Source organism: Bacillus sp. S14(2024), from assembly GCF_050473785.1.
Taxonomy (GTDB): Bacteria; Bacillota; Bacilli; order Bacillales; family Bacillaceae_G; genus Bacillus_A; species Bacillus_A yunxiaonensis.
This window is the reverse complement of the sequence record NZ_JBFLUP010000006.1, coordinates 3,044,750-3,069,554: the sequence shown is the minus strand read 5'-3', so window position 1 is coordinate 3,069,554 and position 24,805 is coordinate 3,044,750. Positions and strand designations below refer to the sequence as shown.

The following is a 24,805-nucleotide window of genomic DNA, read 5'->3' as shown; positions in this document are numbered from 1 at the left end:
CGAGGGTAGTAAGACTACATTGATAGAAATGTTGTTTTATAAATATCAAAAGGCATGAAATTTCCTTTTGATATTTATAAAACATAAACGTTATTTATTTTTGTTTGAAAATAGGCAAACGATACGTTGAAATGTTTGTTTTTGTTGTGATATTATAAATGAAAATAAACTAAATCATAATTTGTTTGTTTTTAAAATAAACTTTTTAGGGGATTGTTTAGCATGAATGATATTTCGGAATGGTTTTGGAATGCTTCAGTAGAAGAATTGAAAAAAGGATATGTATTTGAGAAGGAAACTGAAGAATACATTTGTTTAGCGTGCGGAGCTAGATTTGTGAAAGGTATTATTTATCAAGAGCAAAATGTTTTTTATGAAGCAGAGAAGTTTGCGCAGCTTCATATCGCAAATGAACATACTTCTATGTTCGACTATTTATTAGCATTAGATAAGAAGTTAACAGGTTTAACAGACTTGCAGAAGAAGATGATACAGTTCTTTCATATGGGTCTAAATGATAAAGAAATTGTGAAGGAAATGGACGGTGGAAGCACATCAACAATTCGGAATCATCGTTTTACATTAAGAGAGAAGATGAAGCAAGCAAAGGTGTTTCTTGCGCTTATGGAGTTGTCAGAAGAAAAGGCGACGAATCAATCTAAATTTCTCCCTATTCACCGTACAGCTACGATGGTTGATCAACGGTATAACATTACAGAAGCAGAGAATGAAGAAGTTTTAAAATCACATTTTACAGAAGGATTAGACGGACCGCTTTCTACATTTCCGAAGAAACAAAAGCGAAAATTAATTATTTTGAAACATTTAGTGAAAAAGTTTGATAGTAATCAAAAATATACAGAAAAAGAAGTTAATGAGATTTTAGAAAATGTATATCCTGATTATGTCACGTTAAGAAGATACTTAATTGAATATGGTTTCCTTGATAGAACATCAGATGGAAGTCAGTACTGGGTGAAATTATAGAGAATAATGTAGATCAATACAAATTAAAAAATCGACATGAAAACCTTCTTTCTTTTTAGATGGGCGAGAGCATCTGGCCATGCATAGAAGCGGTCAGGGCCTTTTTCTACTACATGCCAGGTTTTAAACAAAAGGAGCGAGCAAGTAGCCAAGTAGCGGTCCTGTTGAATTCAACATACCAGTGACTTAGATGGCGAAAAGATATATATAGATAAAGTGAAAGGAGAAAGGAAATTGAATAGAAGAGAAGAATTAAAACAACTGTATAAAGAAACAGAAATAGAATCTGGAATTTACTGTATTAAGAATATGAAAAACGGAAAAGTGTATGTAGAGAGTACGGGGAACTTAAAAACTATGAGTGGAAGACGACTTTTACTTAATATGGGTTCTCATACGAATAAGGCATTGCAAGATGATTGGAAGGAATACGGGGCAGATGCTTTTGAGTTTGAAGTATTAGAAGTGTTGAAAAAGAAAGATACTGGATATTTTAACGAAAAAGAAGAATTGAAGAAACTAGAAGAGAAATGGTTAGAGAGTTTAAAGCCATATGGAGAGCGTGGATATAACCGCGAAGCATCTCGATAAAAGGGGAGATGAAATTTGAAAATAAATGAAGAAGGAACAGAAAGTAAACCAATATGGCGTTCTATGTCTATGTTTCTCATTCCTTTACTTTTAAGTAATGTATTGCAGTCGCTTGGACAGTTGTTTGGTATGGTAGTAGTGGGACGTTGGCTTGGTATTAATGATTTAGCTGCTATTTCGGCTTTCTTTCCGTTGTTTTTTCTACTCATTTCATTTGTAATTGGGATTGGTTCTGGTAGCTCGATTTTAATTGGTCAGGCTTTTGGGGCCCGGAATGAAGAGCGTTTAAAGGCCATTGTCGGTACAACGTTAACATTTACGTTTGTACTTGGAGCGATTTTAGCGGTAGTGGGTAGTATGTTCGCAATGGATATTATGCGCTTGGTTGGTACGCCAGAAAATATTATTAATATAAGTGTTCACTATGCACGAGTTTTGTTTATTTCCATGCCAGTACTATTTTTGTACTTTGCCTATACAACATTTATGCGCGGGACAGGGGACTCTAAAACACCATTTTATTTTTTAATTGTTAGTACAGGACTAAATATGGCATTATTACCTATTCTTATTTTTGGCTGGTTAGGCCTGCCGAAACTTGGTGTATACGGTGCAGCATATGCTTCTGTTATATCAACAATTGTTACATTTACTATTCTGTTAGTTTATTTAAGAAAAACGAAACATCCATTGCAATTTGATGCAACAGTTCGAAAGTATCTTCGCATGGATTGGGACTTGTTAAAATTGTTATTACGTCTTGGTATCCCAGCAAGTATTAATATGATACTCGTTTCATTATCAGAGATTGCCGTTATTTCCTTTGTAAATCGCTTCGGATCAGACGCAACTGCGGCGTACGGAGTAGTAAACCAAGTAGCAAGTTATGTACAGATGCCAGCGGTTAGTCTTGGGATCACTGTTTCCATATTTGCAGCGCAGTCCATTGGAGCAAATCAATTTGATCGCCTGCAAAAAGTAATCCGAGCGGGACTTATTATGAACTATGTAATTGGAGGAATATTAATCTCTTTTATTTATTTGTTCTCAAAAGAAATTTTAGCACTCTTTTTAACGAGTCAGAGTACAATTGATATTGCACATAGTCTCATTATGATTACGTTATGGAGTTACTTAATTTTCGGTCATGCGCAAATTATTGGTGCGACAATGCGTGCGAGTGGAACTGTATTGTGGCCCACTATTTTTGCGGTTATATCGATTTGGGGTGTGGAAGTTCCAGTGGCCTATTTCCTGTCGTATCATACGAGCCTTGGGATAAAAGGAATATGGATTGGATATCCAGCTGCATTTATTGTGAGCTTACTTTTACAATATGGATATTATCGATTGTCGTGGAAGAAGAAGCGAATTACACGTCTTATCAGCTAAAAGTTTGGTATCAATGGGTGCTAATAGAAATAAGATACAAAAATAATGATGTGAACAAAAGACCCCTTCTAGATTGCTTATCTGGAGGGGATTTTTCATCCCGCTGTTTTGAGCAATAAAATTCTATCTTGAGATTGAGAAAAGATCGAAGAAGAGAGGTGGGAGATAACTGCTGGTATATGTTCGATTGGGTAGGCTTTCTATTAGTGATGGATGAAGGAATCCCTTATTTATGGAAGTTTTACTTTATATGTTTTTGGTTAAAGTGTAGTGATTTAGTCCGAATAAATATCCATAAAAAGGAATACTTGTTTTTTATGATTGGTAGCATATTAAAAATATAGGAGGTGATACAACATGACAAATAATAATAGTAGAAGTCGTAATCAAATAGTAATTCAAGGAGCAGAAAATGCAATTGATCAAATGAAATATGAAATTGCACAAGAGTTTGGTGTGCAGCTTGGTGCAGACACAACAGCTCGTGCAAATGGATCTGTTGGTGGTGAAATTACAAAACGTTTAGTAACATTAGCAGAACAACACCTTAGTGGTGGATTTACCCGTTAATTTTAGTTAAAAACATAATAAAATACAGTAAGCTAAAGCATGTATATCCTATATATTTTCTTTATGTATATGTATCTTAGTAAGGAAAATCCTCATAATAATCACATACTTACTCAAAGATCGTTAATAATCTTTAATCAACTTCGAATATTATATTGGAAAACTCTAGTGTAAGCAACAAAACGTATTAATTATGGGTAAGGTGTTTCCCATGAATTACAAGAACTCTTTTGCCAGAACAAACATACTTAAAAGTTTATTTTTAATACTTAAAAGAATTTTTATTATAATATTTTCTATAGGAGGGTATCGTAAAATGGGTGTATTAAGTGGTAATCCTCAGAATGAGCCTTTGCATTATGGAGAAGTATTTGATATTTGGAGTTATCTTCTTACGACGCAGGGAGCGATTGCTGGACATCAAGTATATATGAATCATACAGGCGATGAAGATTTGAAGAAATTTTTAGAGAATCTAATTGAAAACGATATGATTTCTGAAACAGAAGAATTAAAGTCTCTTTTGAAGGTAAATGGAGTGGCTTTACCGCCAGCGCCTCCAGAAAGACCTGTTGCATCTATTGAGGATATTCCGCCTGGTGCTCGCATTAATGATGCAGAAATTGCAGCGGCTGTTTCTGCAGGTCTTGCTGCAGGACTAGTAACTTGTAGCCAAATTATGGGGAAATGCCTTCGAGAAGATGTAGGCATGCTATTTGGACAATTTCATATGAAAAAAGCACAAGCTGGGGCAGCATTGCTGCGTTTAAGTAAAAAGAAAGGCTGGGTAATTCCTCCGCCGTTACACGTTCGAAATTCTGAACAAGCTTAACAAAATAAAAAAGTGGCTCAAAGCCACTTTTTTTATTCCAATTCATCATCTATATCTTTTCTTTTTTCAGATAAATTGACTTTTGGCATTGTGGAATGGTCTATATACTCATCTGAAAACTCAGTAGCATACATATCACGGCGTACAGATGATTGCTGTGAATTATCATCTGTATATAAAACTAATTTTTTCATATAGATATGAAAAAATATTTCTGCCGCACCAATAAGAAAAGCTGTCCAAAATGAAGCTGCGGTAATGTTTCGAATTGGAGAGATACTTGTAAGAAGATAGGTTAATACCCAGATTCCAAAAAAGCTTAAACCAAAATCGGCAATTGTAGCAACGGTATTTCCATACTTAGGTAAGATGAATAGATCTCCTATTAAATAGGCTGCCCCTGTAATTATTAATGAAATAAATAATATTCTAGGAGTCGAAATGCCTTGAAATACACCTAATATTATGAGTAATATAGCACTAATAGCGGTATATTTAATTAATAAAGCAACAATATGTTTCATTAGTATCCCCCACTTTCATGTAGCAATAAAAAATTTTTTTCATTTCCAGAACTCTATGTTAGAGTGTGTTGATAATTTTAAAAAAATACTGGAATTTATAAGCGTAAAATCAATGTATAAGTTAAATAAAAAACTGATTGTGCCTTTATAAAGCACAATCAGTTTTACTTTAAATATATTTTCCGTAGTCAGGAATGGCGATTTTGTCAAATTTCATTACTAGACGCTGTAAACTATCCTCCAACTCTTTTCCAAACATAGGAAGGCCGTGCCCTGTAATTACAGCTTTAGGTTTTAATTCCTGAAGTTTTTTTACTGAGTCCCAAGCTTTTTGCCAATCGGTAGTAAGATATCTAGGTGGCCCACTCATTTCTTTTTCTTGAGTTAAAACTTTATATAATGAGTCTTGTTTTACAGTAACAAATGCATCTCCGGCAATTAGGAAGTTATCTGTATTTCGGAATAGGGAAATGTGTCCAGGGGTATGCCCAGGCGTATGTATCCAACGCCATTCAGGTATATCGGGAATGCTTCCATCTAAAGGTAATTCATGTATATACTCACCTAAATTAATTCCTTCGTTTGGAAACAAAGGGGAGATTTTGGCTACAAATCCTCCTTCTACGGATCCATCTGGTTCTGGATAATCTTTTTTACCAGTTAAAAAGGGGATTTCTAACGTATGTGCATAAACGGGTACATTCCACTTTTTTACTAACTCAACTACAGAACCAACATGATCAAAATGACCATGTGTTAATATTATTGCTTTTGGTTTTGTGTCCTTCCCGAATTTTTCCTCTGCAAATTCCGTAATTAGATTTGCTGATTTTGGCATTCCTGTATCAATTAATATCCATTCATTTGTTTTTGAAGGATTTCCTACAAAACATACATTTACAATTTTTATACATAAACAATAGATATGAGGTGCAACTTCTATACTCTTTCCGCTAGTAAGAGAAGTTAAAGGCAATATTGTATTGTCAAAACTACTTTTTAATTCTTGATTTAATTTTTCTTCCATAAGAGATCCCCCCTTTGTACATTTTCTCTTTATTATGTGGACTTACTAAAAAAGTATAACTTTCCAAATGATTTTAACAATTTACTTTATATATTCGTGCAATATAAACATAGGCGTTGGGAATAGTAACGTTAGTATTAAAAATTAAAATTATATTGTTGAAATGCAGCCTTTAAGGAGTGAAGATATTACACATATGGACAAAAAAGAAAAATGGAGCTTGTGGGCCCTTTCATCTGTTCCTTTAGTTATGACACTTGGAAACTCCATGTTAATCCCTATACTTCCATTAATTGAAAAGAAATTAGATATTAATGATTTTCAAGTTTCTCTTATCATTACCGTTTATTCTATTGTTGCTATTATTTTAATTCCTATAGCGGGTTATTTATCTGATAAGTGGGGAAGAAAGAAAGTAATTATACCTAGTTTATTGATAGCAGCTATAGGGGGAGCTATTACAGGTTGGGTATCATGGAAGCTTGAAAATCCTTATACGTGGATTTTAATAGGGAGGATCATTCAAGGAATTGGCTCAGCTGGAGCGATGCCTGTTGTTATTCCTTGTGTAGGTGATATGTTTCAAGATGAAAAACAAGTGAGCAGCGGCCTAGGTCTAGTCGAAACATCGAATACATTAGGTAAGGTTTTAAGTCCAATTTTAGGATCCTTACTAGCTTCGTTTGTTTGGTTTCTTCCTTTTTGGTTCATCCCGATTTTATGTATAATATCCATCATTTTAATTTTCTTTTTTGTGAAGCCGCCTAAACAAAAACAAGAAGCTCCTCCATTACGTATCTTTCTTCAAAATGTAAAATTGATTTTATGCGAGAAAGGACGTTGGCTTTTTCCGATTTTTTCACTTGGAGGCATTATTATGTTCATTCTGTTTGGTGTCCTTTTTTATTTATCTTCCATTTTAGAAAAGCGATATCACTTAGAAGGCGTTTGGAAAGGCTTCGTATTAGCTATTCCGTTAGCGTCACTTTCTCTTACTTCTTATATAACAGGAAAAAAGATTGGCGATAAGAAAATAATGATGAAGTGGTGTATATGTATTGGTTTTTTCTTATTAGGAATAACATTAATTACTCCAATATTCTTTAAAAATATTTACATCATTATAATAAGTCTTGTAATTAGTGGAATTGGGATTGGTGCTGTTCTTCCTAGCTTAGATGCTCTAATAACAGAAGGAATCGAGAAGGAACAGAGAGGATCGATTACATCTCTTTATAGCTCAATGCGATTTGTAGGAGTAGCCGCAGGCCCTCCGGTATTTGCTGTATTAATGAAAGGGCCGGATAATTATATATTTTACTTGTCAATTTTTTTAGCATTTGTAGGAGCTTTATTATCTTTAATATGTATTAAACCAAAAAATGCCCAATAAAAATACAAATTTTAAAGAGTACATTTCATAATAAAGAAGGAAGCATAATTTTACGTAAAGTTATGTTTCCTTTTTTGGTGCATACGCTGCTGATTAAAGGGGATAAATATAAAGTAAAACTTCCATCAGTGGGGGCTATTCATCCCACACTAGTGAAAAGCTCTCACCAATCGGGCTCTTACTGCCCAAAAGTAGCGAGATAAATTTTACACTTGTACTTATTAAACAAAAAAAATAGAAGGTAAGTTACTAAAAGTTAGAGAAATTATGGAGGAGAAAGAATGATGCAAGTAGGGGGGAAATATAATGACATCATTTTTAATCATTGTATGTGCTGGTATCCTTGTATTCATTAGCCTTATTCATATGTACTGGGGATGTGGTGGAGCTTGGGGAAGTAAGGTTGTTCTTCCGATGAAAAAAGATAGCGGAGAATATGCTTTTGTTCCGCGGAAAATAGGGACTTTTGTAGTGGCACTTGCCATTCTATGTTTTGCTATGATTCTATTAGCTCAAAGTAGATATTTGTCTTTTTGGAATGCGAGTCATTATACAAAATGGGGATGTATGATTCTAGCCGGAATTTTCTTTTTGCGTGCAGTTGGTGATATGAAGTATGTTGGGATCTTTAAAAAGGTAAAGGGAACAAAATTTTCAGTGTATGATACGTGGTTATACAGTCCGCTTTGTTTGTATATTGCACTTTCTTTTGTAGTGGCGGTTTATAGTCGCTAGTATACGGAAGGAAACCTTTCATCAATAAGGGGTTTCTTTCTTTTTTTTGAATTTATTTAATAATTTGTTTTTTTGTGTTTTCTCTCTTTACAATGAGAATGTAGAGGAGTATATTATCAAACAAATAGCAAATTTTACAGCCGAATATCGCTTAATCCATTTAGGAGCGGGGGAACCAATTTTGTGCTTTGTCACTTGGGGTGAATCCTTTTTAGGTAGGGCTACTCTCAAGGCCCGAATCCGACAGCTAACCTCGTCAGCGTTTTGAGAGGGGGGACTTGTGTGTAAAAAACACTAGGTGCAACCTAGTGTTTTCTTTCATTCTATAAATGGTAAAATTTTACAAAATATAATAATGCGTATGATTAAAAATAATTGTAGGAGAAACAGAGGGGAGAAAAAGGATGAATGGGCTTACAAGTCTAATTACAATTTGTCTATTTGTATTAGTAGCAAAACCAATGGGAGATCACATATATAATGTTTTTCAGCAAAATGGACCATTCCAAAAGGTATTCGGTCCATTGGAAAAATTTTTGTGTAAAGTCGCAGGAATTAAAGGACATCGTCAAAGCTGGAAGCACTATTTGTATTGCTTAATCATAACAAATTTGTTTTGCGTACTTGTTGTGTATTCCATATTTCGATTACAGGGAATGTTGCCGTTAAATCCAAACCATGTTTCAGGAATGGAGCCGACATTAGCATTTCATACAGCTATCACGTTTATGACAAATGCTAATCTACAACACTATGGGGGCGAAAGTAATTTATCTTATTTCTCTCAAATGGCTGGGGTAACGTTTATGATGTTTGCAGCACCTGCAACTTCAATGGCAATTGGTATTACGTTTATTCGCGTCTTAGCAGGTAAAAAAATTGGTAACTTCTTTGTTGATTTTGTTCAATCTATTACAAGGGTATTATTACCAATTTCGTTTGTAACATCGCTAATTTTTCTAGCGCTAGGAACACCGCAAACACTAGATTCCACGATTATTGCAAAAACGTTGGAAGGGGCAGAGCAGGCAATTCCTCGTGGACCAGTAGCGTCTTTACTTTCTATTAAAGAACTTGGAGATAATGGCGGAGGTTTTTTTGGAACAGTTTCAGCACATCCTTTTGAAAATCCAAATATGATTAGTAATGTGCTCCAGATGATGCTGCAAATGTTAATTCCAATGGCATTTCCTTTTGTATACGGAAGAATGGTTGGTAATAGGAAACAAGGCCGGATGCTTTTTGTATCGATGTTGATTTTGTTTATCATTGGATTTTCTATACTTGCCATATCTGAATTGAAAGGGAATCCACTGTTAAATCAAATTGGTATAGATAGTTCTCAAGGAAATATGGAAGGAAAAGAAATGCGTCTTGGCGTGATATCTTCTGCTTTATATGCAACTGTTACAAGCGCTTCAGGGACAGGGGGCGTAAATACAACACATGATACGTTAACACCAATTGGGGGAATGATTCCGCTTGTAAATATGCTTCTAGGAACTGTATTTGGCGGGATTGGAGTTGGATTTATGAATGTAATCATGTATGCGATGATAGCAGTATTTTTAGCTGGATTAATGGTAGGACGTACACCGGAGTTTCTTAATAAAAAACTAGAAGGAAGAGAGATGAAATTAATTGCTATTACGATTATATCCCAGCCACTACTCATTCTTGGAGCCGCAGCAATTGCCTTTTCAACACATTTCGGAACAGATGCAATTTCGAATCCCGGTTTTCACGGTATAACACAAGTTATATATGAATATACATCGTCTGCTGTAAATAATGGCTCTGGATTTGAGGGATTAAATGATAATACACCATTTTGGAATATTTCAACAGGTATTGTCATGTATATTGGTCGTTATTTCAGTATCATTACGATGCTTGCCGTTGCAGTTGGAATGAAAAAGAAAAAAATTGTACCTGAAACTGTTAGTACGTTCCGAGCTGATAATCGCTTGTTTGGAGGAATCTTACTTGGAACGATATTTGTAGTAGGTGCTTTAACATTTTTACCAGTACTTGTACTTGGGCCAATTGCTGAATTTTTAACAATATTATAAAGTTGTAAAACGAGAGAGGCATATAAGTCTCTCGTTTTTGTTATGAATTTCTTTGTTATTTTTAATGTGGTTTATTATAGTATATATATATGCTTTTGTTGAAGGAAATTTGGAATCTATACACAAAGGTCTAAATGATTCAATGAATTTACAAATTGAAAAGTTTACTTTACATAATAAGAGGATGTGGAAATACAATGTCATTACAGTCAAAATATTTAGCAGGAATTTCACTTGGAATAATGGGAGTTGGTTTTGCTGTTACAATCCCGTTTCAAGGAACGATAGCAGGGAATATTATACAAGGTGGATTTGAAGCTGGTTTAGTAGGGGGACTCGCGGATTGGTTTGCAGTTACAGCACTGTTTCGCCATCCCATGGGGATACCAATCCCGCATACAGCTCTATTACCCAAAAATCGGAAACGGGTTACGAAAGGACTTGTTTCCACGCTGGAAAATGATTGGCTTACGAAAGAAAGTATTACCGATAAAATAAAAGAAATGAAGTTGGCTGCAACGGTATTACATATTGCGGAAAGGGAGCTGCATTCCGATACATTGAAGAAAGGGATTGTTACAGTTGCTGAAAAGGCGATTCTGCAAGTGAATACAAAACAGCTAGCTATTGTTTTGGAAAAAGAATTAAAAAGGTATTTACATACAATTAACGTAGGTAATATTCTTCAAGCACTTGTCGATCAAATCGTTACGCACCAATTTGATGAAAAGGCGTTAGATTATCTGTTGGTCAAAGCGAAAGAATGGACAGCGCAAGATGCAGCGCGATATCAACTTGGTAGTTTAGGTATGAAGGCGCTAGAAAATATAAAAGTAGATGGTTTCTTACAGTTTGCGCTTAAATCCTTTATGAGTATTGCCGATGAAGAAAAGGTTGGTAGCATTCTGCAAAAGTTTATTATTAATAATGTTAGTAGTTTGCAAAACGTTGATAATAGCACGAGACAAGCTCTATTGATGAAAATTCGCCACGAAATCCTACATATGAAGGAGAATGAAGCGGTATTAAAAGAACTAGAGAATTGGAAAGAAAATTGGATTGCGAATTGGGAGGCAGCTGAGAAAATAACAGATTTTCTTGAGCAAGTAAAGCAAAAATCTGTAGAGTTTATTCAAAAAGATGAATTTGCGTACAAATATCTTCTGCCGTTTCTGACAACACAAATGAATAAAATAAAAGAAGATGCAGCAACAGTTGAGCATATGGAAGATTGGCTACAAAAACAAATTGTAAACGTCGTTGAAAGCAATCATTCTAAAATCGGAAAACTCGTACAGGAAAATTTAGATAAATTAGATGATGAAACACTTATTGAGATGATTGAAAATAACGTAGGAAAAGATTTGCAGTGGATTCGTGTAAATGGCGCTGTTTGCGGATTTATGATTGGGTTAGTTTTGGAAAGCTTAAAAGCGGTTATATAAAAAACAATTGGAATAGTGATAAGGAAAAATATATATCATATTCCTACATGTGAAAAATAGGAATTAAAACCTTTCACAGCTTGAAATTGTAGCAGTGAAAGGTTTTTTTATGGCGTTTTGTCTTCAATGTTTGATTGAGTGCAATTTTTTTATAGTTTTTTCTTCTAAGTAATGAAGGTATATGAATTATATTCACGGAAATATTTACAATATTTGTTTTCATATGATAAGTACATGCATCAACAAAAAGGAGGTTTTCGTACAATGCAAGTAAGTTTTATTGAACATCGTCTTCCTATGACTGAATCAGCTCCATATGGAATTACAGTAGGGGATGATAGAGCCCTTTGGTTTACAGAACATAAGGGAAATAGAATAAGAAGAATGACTGTAACCGGTGAAATACAGGAATTCTTCGTTCCTACATCAGATGCTGGGCTTTCATGTATCGTATCTGGGACGAATGGGGATCTGTGGTTTACAGAATACAAGACCGATAAGATTGGAAAGATTACAACGCAAGGTGAGGTTACTGAATATAAGCTACCTACTACAAAATCAGCCCCTTATGGAATAACAGAAGGACCTGATGGAGCAATTTGGTTTACTGAACTAACAGGTAATAAGATAGGAAGAATTTCATTGTTAGGTGAGATTACCGAGTATACATTACCTAATTCGGAATCTTATCCGTCATTTATCGTATCGGGACCAGATGGGGCACTTTGGTTCACGGAGAATCAAGGCAATAAAATAGGGAGAATTACTACATCTGGTCAAATTAATGAGTACTCTATACCTACAATAAATTCTGCTCCAGTAGGCATTACAAATGGACCTGATGGAGCGCTATGGTTTGTAGAAATAAACGGGAATAAAATAGGGAGAATTACTACATCGGGAAAAATTAGCGAGTATCCTATCCCAACTGTAAATGCTAGGCCACATGCTATTGTTGCAGGGAGGGATGGAGTACTTTGGTTTACTGAGTGGGGAAGCAATCAGATTGGACGAATTACCGTAAATGGAGAAATTACAGAATATCAAATTCCTACGGAAAACTCTGAACCGCATGGGATTGTACTAGGGCCAGACGGAGCAATATGGTTTGCACAAGAATGTAATCAGATTGGCCAGTTAATTTGTTTATAGCACATTATCATTCTAAATAAGAAATTATAATGAAACAGTGGGGTTTGTTAAATATATCTAAAGTCTGTTTTGAAAATACGTTTTCAAAACAGACTCTTTTATAACTTTAGAGTGTTAGCTGAGGAATATATTTAATTCAAATGGTAATCTGTTAATATTTTCATAGTAAGGGTATCGCAAAGGGAAAATTTAAATAGAATAAGAAAGAAATTTTTTTTATAACTGAAGAGTAGGATATAAAATGAAAGGTATCGCCTATAAAGAAACATATAAAATGGTAAAATTGTATGTATATTGAAAGGATGTGAATGTTAGTAAGGTGACACCTACTAACAACTATGAAAATAAAAGTGATAATAGCTGATGATAATTCCTTTATTAGAGAAGGCATGAAGATTATTTTAAGTACATACGCGGAATTTGAAGTGTTAGTAACGGTAAATGATGGTCAAGAAGCTCTAGAGTATTGCAAAAAATATGATGTTGATATTGCTCTTTTAGATGTACGTATGCCAAATATGAATGGCGTGGAAGCAACGAAATTAATTTGTGAACAAACAAAAACAAAGCCGCTCATATTAACGACATTTGATGATGACGAATACATTTTAGAGGCAGTGAAAAATGGAGCAAAAGGATATTTATTAAAAAATAATGATCCAGAGCGAATCAGAGATGCGATAAAAAGTGTTTATCACGGACATACTGTGATGCAAGATGTAGTCCTCGATAAAATTAAATTAAATTTACAAGAAAATAAAGAAGAAGAGTTGAAAATAGATAAGAGCCTTTTCACAGAAAGAGAACTTAGTATTATTGCTCTTATCGCTAAAGGTTTTTCGAATAAAGAGATTTCAAAACAGCTTTTTATATCAGAAGGGACGATTGCGAACTATATTACCTCTATCCTTAGTAAAACGGGGCTTGAGCATCGTACGCAAATCGCAATTTACTATTTAACGGGAACAGTGGATTAGAACTATGGAGTTTTGGATCATTATTGGTAAGCTTATAGTTTTCTTATATATTGTGTTTAGTTATGTTCATTCCAACGTTACGAATCTACCATGGATTGTATTTGCTTTACTTTTGTATCTTTGTATAAATGTTACGATTTATATTTTGAAAAAAGAAGCAGCGAAGAAAGTGATTATATTTGTATCAATTGTCAGTACAGTTGTTTCATATGGACAGATTCATCCGTTATTACTTTTATTTTTACCTCTGAACTTATATGAATTTACTTCTTATTACATATATGAAAAATGGCTGATGTTTTTTATTATGTTCCTTCCGGTTGTGTTTGTTGAGGAAAATATGCGTATGACATACGGTTTAATCGCTGTATTTAGTTTTGTTATTTTCACAATGGCAAAGCTATATACGGAAAGGCTATTAAAATTTGAAACACAAAATGACATGATGCGAAAAGATATGCAAAGGCTCACAAAAAATCTGAATGAAAATAAAGCATACATCAGACAATCTGAATACACATTTAAACTAGAAGAACGAAATCGATTATCCCAAGAAATTCATGATAAAATTGGTCATTCTATGACAGGTGCTTTAATTCAAATGGAAGCGGCAAAAAGGTTGATGGATACCGACAAGGAGAGAGCAGTAGAGTTGCTTCAAAATGCCATTTATATTTCCAAAGATGGAATTGAAAGCATTAGAATTACGTTAAAGAACATGAAACCACCAACTGAACAAATTGGCATTCATCGTATGAAATTATTCATAGATGAATTTGCGGCGAAACATGATATGAAAATTTCATTTTTATACAAAGGGAATTTGGATATTATTACTCCAATTCAATGGAAAATCATTGGAGAAAATGTAACGGAAGCGTTAACGAACGCTATGAAATATGCGGAGGCAACTGTTATTTCAATCGATATACATGTTCTCAATACGGTTGTGAAGGTGCAAGTGAAAGATAATGGAAAAGGTGTAGCTCAAGTAAAAAAAGGACTTGGCATTATCGGCATGGAAGAACGTACTGCATCTATTAACGGAACGATTATTGTAGATGGTACAAATGGTTTTTCAGTCACAATGTTATTACCGATACAGTAAGGAATAGATAAGATGAATGATTTCACGGGAAAAAGTGAATATTCTCATGTGAAAAGAATGAACTTCTGCACTGAGCAGGTTCATTCTTTTTGTTTATAATAACAGCAGAGAAACCGAAATAGGGGTGAAATGATGAACGCATTAGAGATAAAAAACTTAACGAAAAAATTTGGTGATTTCATCGCAGTAGATAATATGTCTTTAGTTATTAAACAAGGAGAAATATTTGGATTTTTAGGTTCAAATGGTGCTGGTAAAAGCACAACAATTAATATGATTGCTGGATTGTTAAGAAGTAATGAAGGTGAGATTAGCATACTAGGAAAAAATATAAAGAAACATAATCGATTTGCAAAAATGAATATTGGAATTATACCGCAAGATATAGCAATTTACGAGGAGTTAACCGCATATGAAAATGTAAAATTCTTTGCAGGATTATATGGATTACGAGGAGCTGAATTGAAAGCGAGAGTAGAAGAAGCGCTCCAGTTTGTAGGGCTCAGTGATAAACATAAAAGCTATCCGAAAAATTTCTCTGGTGGAATGAAGCGAAGACTTAACATTGCTTGTGCGATTGCGCATCGTCCGAAGTTAATTATTATGGATGAGCCAACAGTAGGGATTGATCCGCAGTCAAGAAACTATATTCTTCAGTCTGTACGGAAATTAAATGAAATGGGTAGCACAATTATTTATACGAGTCACTACATGGAAGAAGTAGAAGAGATTTGTACGAAAATCGCAATTGTTGATCACGGGAAAATTATTGCAGAAGGTACAAAAGAACAATTGAAAGCTATTATTACAGATACAAAAGATATTTGGATTGAAGTAAAATCACTTGAAAATATAGATGTGAACAAATTAAAAGAAATTAGTGGTGTTAAGGCTGTTCAAATAGAAGAAAACGTAATTAAAGTGAATTCTGATACAGGGGTCAACAATTTAAACAAAATCGTTCAGCATTTTATCAATAATGATATAGAAATACGTTCACTTGAAGAGCAAGCACCCAACTTAGAAACAGTATTCTTGACATTGACAGGAAGAAATCTACGAGATAAATAAAATTTACTAGCAAAAAAAGGGAGGTTCATCGATTGAACATCTTCAATATAGCCATAAAGGAAATCAAAAGTGACTTTCGAGATGTAAGAACGTTAGTGTTTATGCTAGCATTCCCAGTTGTGCTTATGCTCATTTTGGGCATCGCTTTAACGAATGCATTTAATAGTGACAATCTTTCTGTTAAAAATATCCAGGTGTTATACAAAGATGAAGCAGGTGGTAAGTTCTCTCAGGCCTTTGAAGCATTGATAAAGGAAACAGATAAATCGGGCATTCACTTTAAAAAAGTAGTAAAGGATGTAGATGGGAAAGAAGAAGTGAAACAAAATAAGTATGCCGGCTATGTAGAAATGAATCAAGATGGTGTGAAGTTATATGAAAGTGATCGAAATAGTATTGAAGGAAGTATCGTTGAGGGAATGCTTACTACATTTGTGGATAAGTACAACGTAGCAGTAGAAGTTGCGAAAGTAGATCCAGAGAAAGTGAGTACAGTTATTTCAAGTGGAAATCATGATGATTATTTAAAAGAGACATCTTTACAAGCTGCTAAAAAACCAAGTTCTATGGACTATTATGCGATTGCAATGACGACAATGATTGCCTTGTATGGAGCGATGGGAGCAAGCTATTTGATTCGCGGAGAGCGATTACGAAAAACGGGAGATCGTTTAATCGCCGCGCCTGTTAGTAAAGCGGAAATCTTCGTTGGGAAAATACTTGGTAGTCTTGTAGTAAATGCACTTTGTCTTCTTCTTGTCGTTGTCTTTAGTAAATTTGTTTATGGGGCAAATTGGGGTGAACATCTTGGTGTAGTGTTTCTTATATTACTGACAGAAGTATTACTTGCGATTAGCTTTGGGTTAGGAATGGCATATATTATGAAAACAGGTGAGGCAGCTAGAGCGGTTATTATGATTGTTGTACAGTTAGCTTCTTTTTTTGGCGGAGCATATTTTGTAGTCGAAGAAAATATGGTTACAAATATGTCGCCATTAACATGGGCAAATACAGCGATTATGAAAATTATTTATGCGAATGATTTAGGAGCAGCATTTCCGGTAATTTCATTAAATCTTGGAATTTCAGCATTGTTTTTATTGATTGCGATTATCGCATTACGCAGACGGGAGGGGCTATAATATGAAAGACATTTTATGGCTCATGCAAAAAACATTATCTGTACTTTTGAAAAATAAAAAAGGGTTACTTATTATTATTGGATTGCCAATAGTAGGAGCATTAATTTCATTTCTGATTTATGGAAATGTAGGGCAAGGTACCCTGCGTATCGGGGTTGTAAATAATGAAACTCATTATATAGCAAGTGATACGGTTAAATTTATAGAAGGATTAGACCATGTAAAAGTAAGTAAGATTCAAGCATCAGAAGTAGAAGAGAAGCTTACCTCGAAAAAACTTGATGCAGTAATTATGTTAGATTCAGGTTTTTCACAAAGTATTCGAGATGGAAAGCCGGGTCATATTGAAATCTCCTCAATTAAAGGTGCGCAAATCACAGGTTTTATAAAATCATATTTGTATAATTATATTGATAATATAACGGCAATAAGTAAGGTAGCACAAGATGATCAAAGTAAGTTTGACAAGATGTATGCAAGTTATCAAAAAAATTCATTCAAGCTAACAGCTCATACGCTTAAGGATACTTCGAAAAATAAAGATATGACGAATCAAACAGTTGGTTATCTCATGATGTTTATGCTGTTTTCGGCGGTGAACTTTTCAGAACTAATTTTGAAAGAAAAAGAGAATAGAACGTATTTTAGATTATTGTCAGCACCAATAGATGGAAGGAAGTATATATTATCTAATGTTGCTGTTAATATGGTTATCATGATGGTGCAAATCATTGTAATGGTACTGTTTATGACCAATGTATTTCATATTGATCCAAATATGCCTTTGCTTGTTATGATTGGAGTATTGATGCTATTTGGCATAATCGCAATTGGCTTATCGTTAGCGATTGTATCTTTTGCGAAAAATTCAACTTCAGCGAATGCAATGCAAAATATCATTATTACACCAACATGTTTGCTTGCTGGATGCTTCTTTCCATTTGAAATTATGCCAGCATCTGTACAAAAAATTGCTGAATTTCTTCCGCAGCGTTGGCTTTTAGATACAATGGCAAAATTACAGCAAGGAACGCAGTTCGCAGATTTATATTTAAACATTTTAATCTTATTCGCCTTTGCCATTTCCTTCTTCTTAATTGCTATTTATAAATTTGGTCGAAATAATGATACGAGAAATTTTATTTAATTCAAGATACAAAAGGGATACAGTTTGATGCTGTATCCCTTTTGTACATAGGCTAGCTAAAGTATCTTTTGTAATATGGGCATACTTTTATATAAAACTTCATTGTGAGTTCCTTGCACAATGTATTTGTCTCCCTCTAAAAGAAAAACGCTATTCGTAGTAGCATTTCCATCCCCGCGTTTTGTAGTTATGTCTCCTACTACTTTGCCATCTATCCATTTCACCTTGGAATGAGAGGGGATTACCTGTAAATCTTTAATTGTTTCTTCTCCATCCCCTGAGATTAGTGTGATATGAATATTTCTTCTATTTATTATATCTCTGTGTTGATTTAATTCATCGAGAAAGTGGTTTTGTGTTTTCATTTTTTTGTAAGGTATGAATTTGATAGAAGATCCGTTTTTCATAAATAAATAATTTCCATAATATTTACAAGGGATGATATCTTGTAACCCTTTAAAGTGGGTATGAATTGCTTCGACTCTATTCATTTTATAGAGATGACATAAGTAGTTAATGTACTGATCCATATATAAATGAACGATATTTATTTTGGACGAAACATGTACAGGAAGTATTCCGCCGGTCCAGTAACTATAATTTGAGGGGGATCCGGCGTTTGGTGTACATAATATGATTAATTGATCAACATCATTATGATACATATTACTTTGAACATAAGCACGTGCAACAAGGCCCCCCATACTATGACAAATTAAGTTCACTTTATTAGATCCTGTTATTTGTTTAGCTAAAGTAATGGTTTTTGTTAAATAATTTTGAGCAGATTCTTTAATTTTCTGTCGCCAATCATAAAAAGCAATAAATAGATTTTTATTTCTTTGATACCCCATACTTTCTAGCATCATAATGAAAGGTTCATATACAAATGCGGAGATTCCAAAATTCCAATCGCCTGTACCAGGAATAATGATATTACTCATAGAACCAAAAAGTCCTGGCACAAAGACTATAGGTGTTTGTATTTTAAGATTTTTCATATTTCCTCCTCGTATGTATAAATAATAGTAAAAAAATATAAAACTGCATGTAAACGAGCATTAAAAATAATTTCTATTGAAATACTACATAGAGACAATTATTTTGTGCGGAAGGAAAACGAAATGGTGAAAAAAATACTTCGAATTATTTCTATTATTATTGCTATATTGGTTTTTCTTCTTATTTGGATGCATTTTGATGTAACACTAGGAAGAAAAATCGAAGCAAAAAAAAATCAATCTAAAGAATATGAACTTCACTATAGTGATTTCCAATTATATGATGAGGGGAAATCCTTATATGAGCAGCTATTTTCGGATATAAAAGAGGCGAAACATTCCATTTTCACTTATTTTTACATTATTTCAAATGATACAAGCAGTCATTCTTTTTTTAATTTGTTAAAAGAAAAAGCAGAAGAAGGTGTACAAGTATACCTATCAGTCGATTGGATTAATGATTTATCTTTCGAAAGAAAAATGAAAAATGAATTACAAGCAAGTGGTGTTCATTTTACATATAGTAGAAAACCTGAATTTCCATTCTTTTTTTATTCATTACATCATCGGAATCACCGCCGGATTACAACAATTGATGGGAAAATAGGATATAGCGGTGGTTTCAATATAGGTGATGAGTACTTAGGAAAAGACAAGCGTTTTGGATATTGGCGAGATTATCATATACGAATACAAGGAGAAGGAGTGAAAGATTTAGAAGAACAGTTTGTATCAGATTGGAAACGAGATACTTCTGAAGGAATAATAAGCACATCTCAGCAGACTGTTCCAGGTAAAACGTTACATACACTGTCTTGTTATAATGGTCATGATGTGATAGAAAAGTACATCGAATTAATAAAGCAGGCAAAGCAATCTATCGTTATTGCCACACCGTATTTTATACCAAAAGATGAAAAGCTTATGAATGCTTTAATTCAAGCGAGACAGCGTGGTGTTTCTGTTAAAGTACTTTGGTCTTTCAAGCCAGATATTCCTCTTATAAAAGAGGCTGCATATCCTTATATTCGTAAAGCTATCGAGAATGGCATTTCTGTATACGGATATAAAAAAGGAATGTTTCATGGTAAAGCTATGGTGTTTGATAATGAAACAACAGTTATAGGAACAACAAATTTTACGTCGCGTAGCTTTCATATTAATGACGAGATGAATTTCTATATAAAGGGTGGTCCTATTCTTCAACAAGTAAATAAGGCATTAGCACAAGATGTTCAAGATTCAAAAGAAATGACGATATCATTCTTTAATAAGTTATCTTTTTGGGATCGGTGTAAAGAAAAGGTAGCAGGGCTGTTTAATTATTATTTATAGGAGCAGAAATATGAATGAGAAAAAGTGCGGCGTAATGCGGCATTTTTTCTTATTCATAATAACTCCTCGAGAAACGAAAACATATTTTTACAACATATATTTTGGGTGATAAACTGAAGTGGAAAGAAGGGATTATTTTCCTTTAATACGGAGAAATATGTGATTAGATTCTATGAGGAGGAATTAAAGTGAAACGTCAAACTGCTATTCGTGAGATTGCAGAGCACTTATGTATGCTTGAACTCAACCATCCTGTAAGAGTAGGTGTTAGTGGTGTTACTGCTTCAGGGAAAACAACATTTGCAAATGAATTGGCAAAAGAAATTCAAAATCAAGGAAGAAAAGTAATTCGAACAAGTATAGATCATTTCCATCATCCGAGGGCAATTAGATATTCGCAAGGTAAGGAATCAGCGAAAGGATATTATGAAGATGCTCATGATTATAAAGCAATGTCTGAACGATTATTAATGCCATTAGGGCCAAATGGTACGATGCGCTATGAAATACAATCACATGATTTAGAGACGGATATGTATATTCATTCAGAACCAACATTGGCTTCAAAAGATACGATATTTATAATAGATGGAACATTTTTATTTAAGCAAGAGCTGAAGCAGTTGTTTGATTATAAAATATTTGTAGAAACAGATTTTCAGATTGCTAGAGAACGTGGTTCCAAGCGAGAGGCGCAAGCTTTTGGAAGTGAAAAGAAGGCTGAGGAAATGTTTTTAAAGCGATACCATGCGGCTTGTCACATGTACATAGAAGAGCACGCACCAAAGGAATGTGCGGATGCAATTGTGATCAATAATAATATAGAAGAACCGGTAGTTGTATTTAACAATTTGTGATTGTAGTGTTATAAAATGAAACTTCAATTTCAAAATCGACAATAGATAAAATTTCAGTTGCGATATGCTCTAAATGTTTAGAACAAAAACTGTTTCCATCTTGATCGGCAAGAGCACCTCCACTTAGTTTTAGCAGTACTCGCTTATATGGCTTCATCATTTTTCCTCCCTTTAAAAATAACGATAAAAAAGGAGCGAAGGCGAATGCCTTTACTCCTTTAAGAGAAAATGAAGCGGAAAAGAAAGGTTTATATTGAAAGTCATTGTATGTCTATTCATAACATCTCCTCCTTTTTGTATCAGTTTTTAACAAATGTACTTTTTAGATTACACAAAATAATCTGACATTTTATCAATCCAATTTTTTAATAGTATACTGAAAACGACATCAATGAACATTTTAAGAAAAATTTTCGAAAGTTTTGTGACGGATTTGTAGGTTTTTGTCTGATTTTGTAGGTTCGCCTATATCATGTGAGTAAGCTTTTATACATTCAAATTGAAAGCGTTCGCATGGAAGGGATGAAATACATGAAAAAATTCGGATTAGCTACACAAATTTTGGTGGCACTTATTTTAGGGGTTGTAGTAGGGGCAATCTTTTCTGGTAATAAAACTGCTATCTCTTATATTCAACCGCTTGGAGATATTTTTATTCATTTAATTAAGATGATTGTTGTTCCAATTGTTATTTCTGCACTTGTTGTAGCAGTAGCTGGTGTAGGCGATATGAAAAAGCTCGGCAAATTAGGTGGAAAGACAATACTTTATTTTGAAATTGTTACAACGATTGCAATTTTAATGGGCTTAATCGCAGCAAACGTGTTCCATCCAGGAACGGGCGTTGATATGAGCCATTTGCAGCATAGTGATATTTCATCATACCAAGCATCGGCTGAGGCAACGGAGAAAAAAGGCTTTGCAGATACAATTACTCATATTGTACCAACAAACGTGTTTGATTCGCTTGCGAAAGGGGATTTATTGCCGATTATTTTCTTCTCAGTTTTATTCGGCTTAGGGGTTGCTGCAATTGGGGAAAAAGGCAAACCAGTTTTTAACTTCTTTGAAGGTGTATTAGAAGCGATGTTTTGGGTGACAAACCAAGTTATGAAACTTGCTCCGGTTGGCGTATTTGCACTTATTGCTGTAACGGTTGCGAAATTTGGAGTAGGTACGCTGCTTCCGCTAGGGAAATTAGTGCTTGCCGTTTATGCAACAGTTATCTTATTTGTTATTATTGTTTTAGGAATAAATGCAAAAATGGTGGGAGTAAATATCTTCACCTTAATGAAAATTTTAAAAGAAGAATTGATTCTTTCCTTTACAACAGCAAGTTCAGAAGCAGTTTTACCAAATCTTATGCGAAAAATGGAAGAGTTCGGCTGTCCGAAGGCGATTGCTTCTTTCGTTATACCAACTGGTTATACATTTAACTTAACTGGATCAGCTATTTATCAAGCGTTGGCAGCACTATTTGTAGCACAAATGTATAATGTACACATGTCATTGACGGAGCAAATTACATTGTTATTTGTTCTCATGTTAACATCTAAAGGAATGGCTGGTGTTCCTGGTGCTTCCTTTGTTGTTGTATTGGCAACATTAGGTTCTATGGGACTTCCAGTAGAAGGAATTGCTTTAATTGCTGGTATTGACCGCATTTTAGATATGATTCGCACGACTGTCAATGTATTAGGGAATGCATTAGCAGCGATTGTCATGTCGAAATGGGAAGGTGAATTCGATCAAGAGAAAGCAAAGAATTATCTAGAAACTGTAAACACAACAGAAGCAGCGTAAAAAGCAAAATTTTAATCAGTGAGGGATTTTTATCTCTTGCTGATTATTCGTTGAACGAATCGGATCTTTACGAGTAGTATATCTCCTGCCAAACTTTTTATTTCTTGCACAACTTGTGAGGTAGGGGAATGATTATTTGTTAATGAGGGACAAAATAGATTGAGGAGTGAACAAACATGGCAACAATAAATGAAGCTACAAAAAATGTACGAATTGAAAAAGACTTTTTAGGTGAGAAAGAAGTACCGATGCATGCGTATTACGGTGTTCAAACGATGCGTGCGGTTGAAAACTTTCCGATTACAGGTTATAAAATCCATGAAGGATTAATTAAAGCATTTGCAATCGTGAAAAAAGCGGCTGCCCTTGCGAATACAGAAGTTGGACGATTAGAGTTTAAGAAAGGTTCAGCAATTGCACAAGCAGCACAAGAGATTTTAGAAGGAAAATGGCATGAGCATTTCATCGTTGACCCGATTCAAGGAGGAGCAGGGACTTCTATGAATATGAACGCAAATGAAGTTATTGCCAATCGTGCCCTTGAATTATTAGAAATGGAAAAGGGAGACTATCATTATATTAGCCCAAATAGTCATGTGAATATGGCGCAATCAACAAATGACGCATTCCCAACAGCAATTCATATTGCAACGTTAAATTCGTTAGAAGAATTATTGCAAACAATGGGATATATGCACGATATATTTGAATTAAAAGCAAAACAATTTGATCATGTAATTAAAATGGGACGCACACATTTACAAGATGCTGTACCAATTCGTCTTGGACAAGAATTTAAAGCATATGCTCGTGTACTTGGACGTGACATGAAGCGTATCGAACAATCTCGTCAACATTTATATGAAGTAAACATGGGAGCGACAGCTGTTGGTACAGGGTTAAATGCAGATCCACAATATATTGAGGCTGTAGTAAAACATTTAGCTGCTATTAGCGAACTTCCTCTTGTTGGAGCGGAAGATTTAGTAGATGCAACGCAAAATACAGACGCTTATACAGAAGTATCAGCTGCGTTAAAAGTATGTATGATGAATATGTCTAAAATTGCAAATGACTTGCGCTTAATGGCATCTGGTCCACGCGTTGGATTAGGTGAAATTATGCTTCCAGCTCGTCAACCGGGTTCTTCCATTATGCCAGGGAAAGTAAATCCTGTAATGCCAGAAGTAATTAACCAAATTGCGTTCCAAGTAATTGGGAATGATCATACGATTTGCCTTGCTTCAGAAGCGGGCCAATTAGAGCTAAACGTAATGGAACCTGTACTTGTCTTTAACTTACTTCAATCCATCAGCATTATGAATAATGGATTCCGTGCTTTTACAGATAACTGTCTAAAAGGAATTGAAGCAAATGAAGGACGCTTAAAAGAGTATGTTGAAAAAAGCGTTGGTATTATTACAGCTGTAAATCCACATATTGGATATGAAGCAGCAGCTCGTCTAGCAAAAGAAGCAATTGCAACTGGTGAATCTGTTCGAGAGCTTTGCTTGAAAAACGGTGTATTAACACAAGAAGAATTAGATTTAATTTTAGATCCATATGAAATGACGCACCCAGGAATTGCGGGAGCAGCTCTTTTAAAGAAAAATTAAAAGAGGGGGGGACTTTCCCCCTTTTTTT

General features: G+C 34.4%; 22 protein-coding genes, 1 pseudogene and 1 riboswitch. Of the genes and pseudogenes, 19 read left to right on the top strand and 4 right to left on the bottom strand.

From position 1 onward, the window contains the following. Window positions 1-222: 222 nt before the first annotated feature. From AB1279_RS15625 to AB1279_RS15605, 5 genes are all read left to right on the top strand, one after another. Window positions 223-987, top strand: a complete 765-nt coding sequence (locus tag AB1279_RS15625; protein WP_429759763.1) for a DUF2087 domain-containing protein — start codon at window positions 223-225, stop codon at window positions 985-987. A gap of 234 nt (window positions 988-1,221) precedes the next feature. Beyond that, window positions 1,222-1,578 (top strand): GIY-YIG nuclease family protein, encoded by a 357-nt coding sequence (locus AB1279_RS15620; protein WP_429750642.1) that lies wholly within the window; start codon window positions 1,222-1,224, stop codon window positions 1,576-1,578. Between the two features lie 63 nt (window positions 1,579-1,641). After that, the gene (locus AB1279_RS15615) at window positions 1,642-2,970 is read left to right on the top strand and encodes an MATE family efflux transporter (RefSeq protein WP_429761437.1); all 1,329 of its coding nucleotides are present in this window, start codon (window positions 1,642-1,644) and stop codon (window positions 2,968-2,970) included. Between the two features lie 357 nt (window positions 2,971-3,327). Then, on the top strand, window positions 3,328-3,540 hold the full coding sequence (locus AB1279_RS15610) for a small, acid-soluble spore protein, alpha/beta type (protein ID WP_429759762.1): 213 nt from the start codon (window positions 3,328-3,330) through the stop codon (window positions 3,538-3,540). A gap of 316 nt (window positions 3,541-3,856) precedes the next feature. Then, window positions 3,857-4,372 (top strand): DUF3231 family protein, encoded by a 516-nt coding sequence (locus tag AB1279_RS15605; protein ID WP_429759760.1) that lies wholly within the window; start codon window positions 3,857-3,859, stop codon window positions 4,370-4,372. A 32-nt stretch (window positions 4,373-4,404) separates the two neighbouring features. Here AB1279_RS15605 and AB1279_RS15600 read toward each other — a convergent pair whose 3' ends face one another. Then, window positions 4,405-4,896 carry a YndM family protein gene (locus tag AB1279_RS15600; RefSeq protein ID WP_429759758.1) on the bottom strand — a complete coding sequence of 164 codons (492 nt, stop codon included), beginning with the start codon at window positions 4,894-4,896 and terminating at the stop codon, window positions 4,405-4,407. Window positions 4,897-5,065: 169 nt separating this feature from the next. Next, window positions 5,066-5,923, bottom strand: coding sequence for an MBL fold metallo-hydrolase (locus tag AB1279_RS15595; RefSeq protein ID WP_429759757.1), 858 nt, complete (start codon window positions 5,921-5,923; stop codon window positions 5,066-5,068). Between the two features lie 163 nt (window positions 5,924-6,086). Here AB1279_RS15595 and AB1279_RS15590 point away from each other — a divergent pair, with 163 nt between their 5' ends. The 10 genes from AB1279_RS15590 to AB1279_RS15545 all read left to right on the top strand — a co-directional run bounded on the left by AB1279_RS15590 (window position 6,087) and on the right by AB1279_RS15545 (window position 18,165). After that, entirely contained in the window at window positions 6,087-7,316 is a 1,230-nt protein-coding gene (locus AB1279_RS15590; protein WP_429759756.1) for an MFS transporter, read from the top strand. A 306-nt stretch (window positions 7,317-7,622) separates the two neighbouring features. Further along, window positions 7,623-8,051 (top strand): DUF3995 domain-containing protein, encoded by a 429-nt coding sequence (locus tag AB1279_RS15585; RefSeq protein ID WP_429759755.1) that lies wholly within the window; start codon window positions 7,623-7,625, stop codon window positions 8,049-8,051. A gap of 138 nt (window positions 8,052-8,189) precedes the next feature. Further along, window positions 8,190-8,329: riboswitch (cyclic di-AMP (ydaO/yuaA leader) on the top strand. A 126-nt stretch (window positions 8,330-8,455) separates the two neighbouring features. Beyond that, a complete protein-coding gene (gene kdpA / locus AB1279_RS15580) occupies window positions 8,456-10,123 on the top strand; it encodes a potassium-transporting ATPase subunit KdpA (protein ID WP_429759754.1) in 1,668 nt (555 codons plus the stop codon). Window positions 10,124-10,320: 197 nt separating this feature from the next. Further along, the gene (locus AB1279_RS15575) at window positions 10,321-11,568 is read left to right on the top strand and encodes a DUF445 domain-containing protein (protein ID WP_429759753.1); all 1,248 of its coding nucleotides are present in this window, start codon (window positions 10,321-10,323) and stop codon (window positions 11,566-11,568) included. Between the two features lie 264 nt (window positions 11,569-11,832). Beyond that, window positions 11,833-12,720 (top strand): virginiamycin B lyase family protein, encoded by an 888-nt coding sequence (locus tag AB1279_RS15570; RefSeq protein WP_429759752.1) that lies wholly within the window; start codon window positions 11,833-11,835, stop codon window positions 12,718-12,720. A gap of 338 nt (window positions 12,721-13,058) precedes the next feature. Then, window positions 13,059-13,697: a response regulator gene (locus tag AB1279_RS15565; protein WP_429759751.1), complete on the top strand. Its 639-nt coding sequence runs from the start codon at window positions 13,059-13,061 to the stop codon at window positions 13,695-13,697. Window positions 13,698-13,701: 4 nt separating this feature from the next. Then, a complete protein-coding gene (locus AB1279_RS15560) occupies window positions 13,702-14,805 on the top strand; it encodes a sensor histidine kinase (protein WP_429759749.1) in 1,104 nt (367 codons plus the stop codon). Between the two features lie 132 nt (window positions 14,806-14,937). After that, window positions 14,938-15,876 (top strand): ATP-binding cassette domain-containing protein, encoded by a 939-nt coding sequence (locus AB1279_RS15555; RefSeq protein ID WP_429761436.1) that lies wholly within the window; start codon window positions 14,938-14,940, stop codon window positions 15,874-15,876. 32 nt (window positions 15,877-15,908) lie between these two features. After that, on the top strand, window positions 15,909-17,018 hold the full coding sequence (locus AB1279_RS15550) for an ABC transporter permease (protein ID WP_429759748.1): 1,110 nt from the start codon (window positions 15,909-15,911) through the stop codon (window positions 17,016-17,018). 1 nt (window position 17,019) lies between these two features. After that, window positions 17,020-18,165, top strand: a complete 1,146-nt coding sequence (locus tag AB1279_RS15545; RefSeq protein ID WP_429759746.1) for an ABC transporter permease — start codon at window positions 17,020-17,022, stop codon at window positions 18,163-18,165. A 56-nt stretch (window positions 18,166-18,221) separates the two neighbouring features. Here AB1279_RS15545 and AB1279_RS15540 read toward each other — a convergent pair whose 3' ends face one another. Next, window positions 18,222-19,166 (bottom strand): esterase/lipase family protein, encoded by a 945-nt coding sequence (locus AB1279_RS15540; RefSeq protein ID WP_429759745.1) that lies wholly within the window; start codon window positions 19,164-19,166, stop codon window positions 18,222-18,224. A gap of 123 nt (window positions 19,167-19,289) precedes the next feature. Between AB1279_RS15540 and AB1279_RS15535 the strand changes: the two genes are divergently transcribed. Together AB1279_RS15535 and AB1279_RS15530 are read left to right on the top strand one after the other, a co-directional pair. After that, window positions 19,290-20,501, top strand: a complete 1,212-nt coding sequence (locus tag AB1279_RS15535; protein WP_429759744.1) for a phospholipase D-like domain-containing protein — start codon at window positions 19,290-19,292, stop codon at window positions 20,499-20,501. A gap of 188 nt (window positions 20,502-20,689) precedes the next feature. Then, a complete protein-coding gene (locus AB1279_RS15530; RefSeq protein ID WP_429759743.1) occupies window positions 20,690-21,358 on the top strand; it encodes a hypothetical protein in 669 nt (222 codons plus the stop codon). Between the two features lie 16 nt (window positions 21,359-21,374). On the opposite strand, the pseudogene pyrH reads toward AB1279_RS15530, so the two are convergent. Beyond that, a pseudogene (pyrH, locus tag AB1279_RS15525) lies at window positions 21,375-21,515 on the bottom strand (UMP kinase); the annotation flags it as partial. A gap of 374 nt (window positions 21,516-21,889) precedes the next feature. On the opposite strand from pyrH, the gene AB1279_RS15520 reads away from it, so the two are divergent. Together AB1279_RS15520 and aspA are read left to right on the top strand one after the other, a co-directional pair. Then, a complete protein-coding gene (locus AB1279_RS15520; protein ID WP_429759742.1) occupies window positions 21,890-23,161 on the top strand; it encodes a cation:dicarboxylate symporter family transporter in 1,272 nt (423 codons plus the stop codon). Between the two features lie 176 nt (window positions 23,162-23,337). After that, window positions 23,338-24,777: an aspartate ammonia-lyase gene (aspA, locus tag AB1279_RS15515; RefSeq protein ID WP_429759741.1), complete on the top strand. Its 1,440-nt coding sequence runs from the start codon at window positions 23,338-23,340 to the stop codon at window positions 24,775-24,777. The last annotated feature ends 28 nt before the right edge of the window (window positions 24,778-24,805 follow it).

What these genes read in the sequence shown, in the direction of transcription:
- AB1279_RS15535 (WP_429759744.1), top strand. Translation starts at nt 19,290, where the DNA reads ATGGTGAAAAAAATACTTCGAATTATTTCTATTATTATTGCTATATTG.
- AB1279_RS15590 (WP_429759756.1), top strand. Translation starts at nt 6,087, where the DNA reads ATGCAGCCTTTAAGGAGTGAAGATATTACACATATGGACAAAAAAGAA.
- AB1279_RS15605 (WP_429759760.1), top strand. Translation starts at nt 3,857, where the DNA reads ATGGGTGTATTAAGTGGTAATCCTCAGAATGAGCCTTTGCATTATGGA.
- kdpA (WP_429759754.1), top strand. Translation starts at nt 8,456, where the DNA reads ATGAATGGGCTTACAAGTCTAATTACAATTTGTCTATTTGTATTAGTA.
- AB1279_RS15545 (WP_429759746.1), top strand. Translation starts at nt 17,020, where the DNA reads ATGAAAGACATTTTATGGCTCATGCAAAAAACATTATCTGTACTTTTG.
- AB1279_RS15565 (WP_429759751.1), top strand. Translation starts at nt 13,059, where the DNA reads ATGAAAATAAAAGTGATAATAGCTGATGATAATTCCTTTATTAGAGAA.
- AB1279_RS15560 (WP_429759749.1), top strand. Translation starts at nt 13,702, where the DNA reads ATGGAGTTTTGGATCATTATTGGTAAGCTTATAGTTTTCTTATATATT.
- AB1279_RS15585 (WP_429759755.1), top strand. Translation starts at nt 7,623, where the DNA reads ATGACATCATTTTTAATCATTGTATGTGCTGGTATCCTTGTATTCATT.
- AB1279_RS15540 (WP_429759745.1), bottom strand. Translation starts at nt 19,166, where the DNA reads ATGAAAAATCTTAAAATACAAACACCTATAGTCTTTGTGCCAGGACTT.
- AB1279_RS15595 (WP_429759757.1), bottom strand. Translation starts at nt 5,923, where the DNA reads ATGGAAGAAAAATTAAATCAAGAATTAAAAAGTAGTTTTGACAATACA.
- AB1279_RS15575 (WP_429759753.1), top strand. Translation starts at nt 10,321, where the DNA reads ATGTCATTACAGTCAAAATATTTAGCAGGAATTTCACTTGGAATAATG.
- AB1279_RS15570 (WP_429759752.1), top strand. Translation starts at nt 11,833, where the DNA reads ATGCAAGTAAGTTTTATTGAACATCGTCTTCCTATGACTGAATCAGCT.
- AB1279_RS15555 (WP_429761436.1), top strand. Translation starts at nt 14,938, where the DNA reads ATGAACGCATTAGAGATAAAAAACTTAACGAAAAAATTTGGTGATTTC.
- AB1279_RS15610 (WP_429759762.1), top strand. Translation starts at nt 3,328, where the DNA reads ATGACAAATAATAATAGTAGAAGTCGTAATCAAATAGTAATTCAAGGA.
- AB1279_RS15615 (WP_429761437.1), top strand. Translation starts at nt 1,642, where the DNA reads ATGTCTATGTTTCTCATTCCTTTACTTTTAAGTAATGTATTGCAGTCG.
- AB1279_RS15600 (WP_429759758.1), bottom strand. Translation starts at nt 4,896, where the DNA reads ATGAAACATATTGTTGCTTTATTAATTAAATATACCGCTATTAGTGCT.
- AB1279_RS15520 (WP_429759742.1), top strand. Translation starts at nt 21,890, where the DNA reads ATGAAAAAATTCGGATTAGCTACACAAATTTTGGTGGCACTTATTTTA.
- AB1279_RS15625 (WP_429759763.1), top strand. Translation starts at nt 223, where the DNA reads ATGAATGATATTTCGGAATGGTTTTGGAATGCTTCAGTAGAAGAATTG.
- aspA (WP_429759741.1), top strand. Translation starts at nt 23,338, where the DNA reads ATGGCAACAATAAATGAAGCTACAAAAAATGTACGAATTGAAAAAGAC.